2 pseudogenes are annotated in these 2,014 nt (G+C 72.6%); both read right to left on the bottom strand.

From position 1 onward, the window contains the following. Positions 1 to 304 precede the first annotated feature (304 nt). Positions 305 to 1,597, bottom strand: a pseudogene (locus tag ACFVHV_RS43710) (SpoIIE family protein phosphatase); the annotation flags it as partial. 206 nt (positions 1,598 to 1,803) lie between these two features. After that, a pseudogene (locus ACFVHV_RS43705) lies at positions 1,804 to 2,014 on the bottom strand (NAD(P)/FAD-dependent oxidoreductase); the annotation flags it as partial.

The following is a 2,014-nucleotide window of genomic DNA, read 5'->3' as shown; positions in this document are numbered from 1 at the left end:
GCTTCGTTCATCCAACTCGCCGGTGTCTTCCGGGGCTTGACGCCCTGTCCGACGTTTCAAACTCTAGCCGATCCCCGCTCCGAAAAGCGAATCCGACCGCAACCCAATAAAATGCGCACGCCGAATAAGCACCAGGCCGCAACGTGAAAACGACGAAGCGACCCGGCCCGAACCGGGAAGTGGTGTTTCAGAGGATTGGCTGCCCCGGGACCGTCCGCGCTGACGCGTGTCCGGTGCTCCCTGCCAGGCAGCTCGAAGAACATTAGACCTCCGGCCTCGCCGAGTCAACCGGCGCAACCGGTTTCTCGGCACCCTCCTCCGCCGGCAGCTGGAAGGCCAGGACGGCGACGTCGTCGTCGTGCTCGGAGGTCACGCCCATCGCCCGCAGCAGCCGGGCGCAGATCACCTCGGGGGCACCCATGGCTCCGGCCAGGGTGCGGGCCAGGAGGTCGAGGCCCTGGTCGATGTCCTCGTCCCGGCGCTCGACCAGTCCGTCGGTATAGAGGACGCCGGTCGTACCGGGGAGCAGGCGCAGGGTGTGGGAGACGTGCAGGCCGCCGCCGGTGCCGAGCGGCGGGCCGTTCTGTTCCTCGCTGCGCAGGATGGTGCCGTCCGGGCAGCGCAGGAGTACGGGGAGGTGTCCGGCGGAGGCGTAGGAGAGGGTGCGGCGGCGCGGGTCCCAGACGGCGTAGGTGCAGGTGGCGATCTGGTTGGCGTCGATCTCCATGGCGAGGCCGTCGAGCAGGCGCATCACCTCGTGCGGGGGCAGGTCGAGGCGGGCGTAGGCGCGGACGGCCGTGCGCAGCTGGCCCATGACGGCGGCGGCGCGCAGGCCGCGGCCCATGACGTCGCCGATGACGAGTGCCGTGCGTCCGCCGTCGATGGCGATCACGTCGTACCAGTCGCCGCCGACCGCGGCCTCGGCGCCGCCCGGCTGGTAGGTGGCGGCGACCCGCAGGCCGGCCGGCTGGTCGAGCTTCTGCGGGAGCAGGCTGCGCTGGAGGGTGACGGCGGCCTCGCGCTGGCGGCGTTCGGCTTCGCGCAGGCGGGCGGCGGCGAGGACCTGGTCGGTGACCTCGGCGGCGAAGATCAGCACTCCGGCGGGCGGCCCCTCGGTGGGGGCGTCGCCGTTCTCGCCGGTGCCGAGCGGGACGCAGGAGACGTTGTAGTAGCGGTTGCCGGTGAGGCCGAGGATGCAGCGGGCCTTGACGCTGCGCGGGCGGCCGCCGCGGATGACCTGGTCCATCAGGGGCAGGACGCCCATGGTGGCGAGCTCGGGGAGGGCCTCGCCGGCGGGCAGGCCGGTGGGGCGTTCGCCGAAGAGTTCGCGGTAGGCCCGATTGGCGTAGCCGAGCTGGTGGAGCGGGCCGTAGGTGACGGCGACCGGGGCGGGGATGCGGTTGAGGACCTCGCGCAGGTTCTGCGGCTTGTGCGGGTCGAGCAGCTCGGCGGTGGCGGCGGGGCTGCTCGGGTCGCGGGGGCCGGGCACGACGACGCCGTCGGGGCAGGGGGCTCCGTCCTCGGTGCCGGTCCCGTGGGGTGGGAGGGCACGCCAGGGGACTCCGGCCAGCCGGGCGCTCCAGCGCATGAGGTTCAAACGACGGCCGCTTCCTCGTTTTCCAGGCATATCATCACTTTTTGTGTGCGAAGCAGCACACGGGGTAATGACCAGGTCGGGCTGATCCTGTCAGGCGGAGGCCCGGTTCCGGAAGTCGCGCGCCCGGCGTGGCCGTCCGTTCCGCCCTCCGATCCACCCTCCGGCCCGCCGTTCGGTCGGCCACCGGCCCGGGTCGACCGGTGGGGTCACCGGGCGGCATCCGGTCCGCCGTCGGACGGCCGGTCGGACCTCGGGCCGAACCCTCCCTCGAAGGCCGAACGCGGGTGCTCCATCGCGCCCAGCGAGACCACCTCCCGGGAGAACACCCCGCCGAGCACCCAGTCCATCAGCACCCGCACCCGGCGCTCGGCACTCGGCAGCCGCCGCAGGTGCCGGGCCCGGTGCAGCCACCAGGCG

This window comes from Kitasatospora sp. NPDC127116, from assembly GCF_042677365.1.
Taxonomy (GTDB): domain Bacteria; phylum Actinomycetota; class Actinomycetes; order Streptomycetales; family Streptomycetaceae; genus Kitasatospora; species Kitasatospora lactacystinica.
This window is presented reverse-complemented; position numbering and strand designations above follow the sequence as displayed.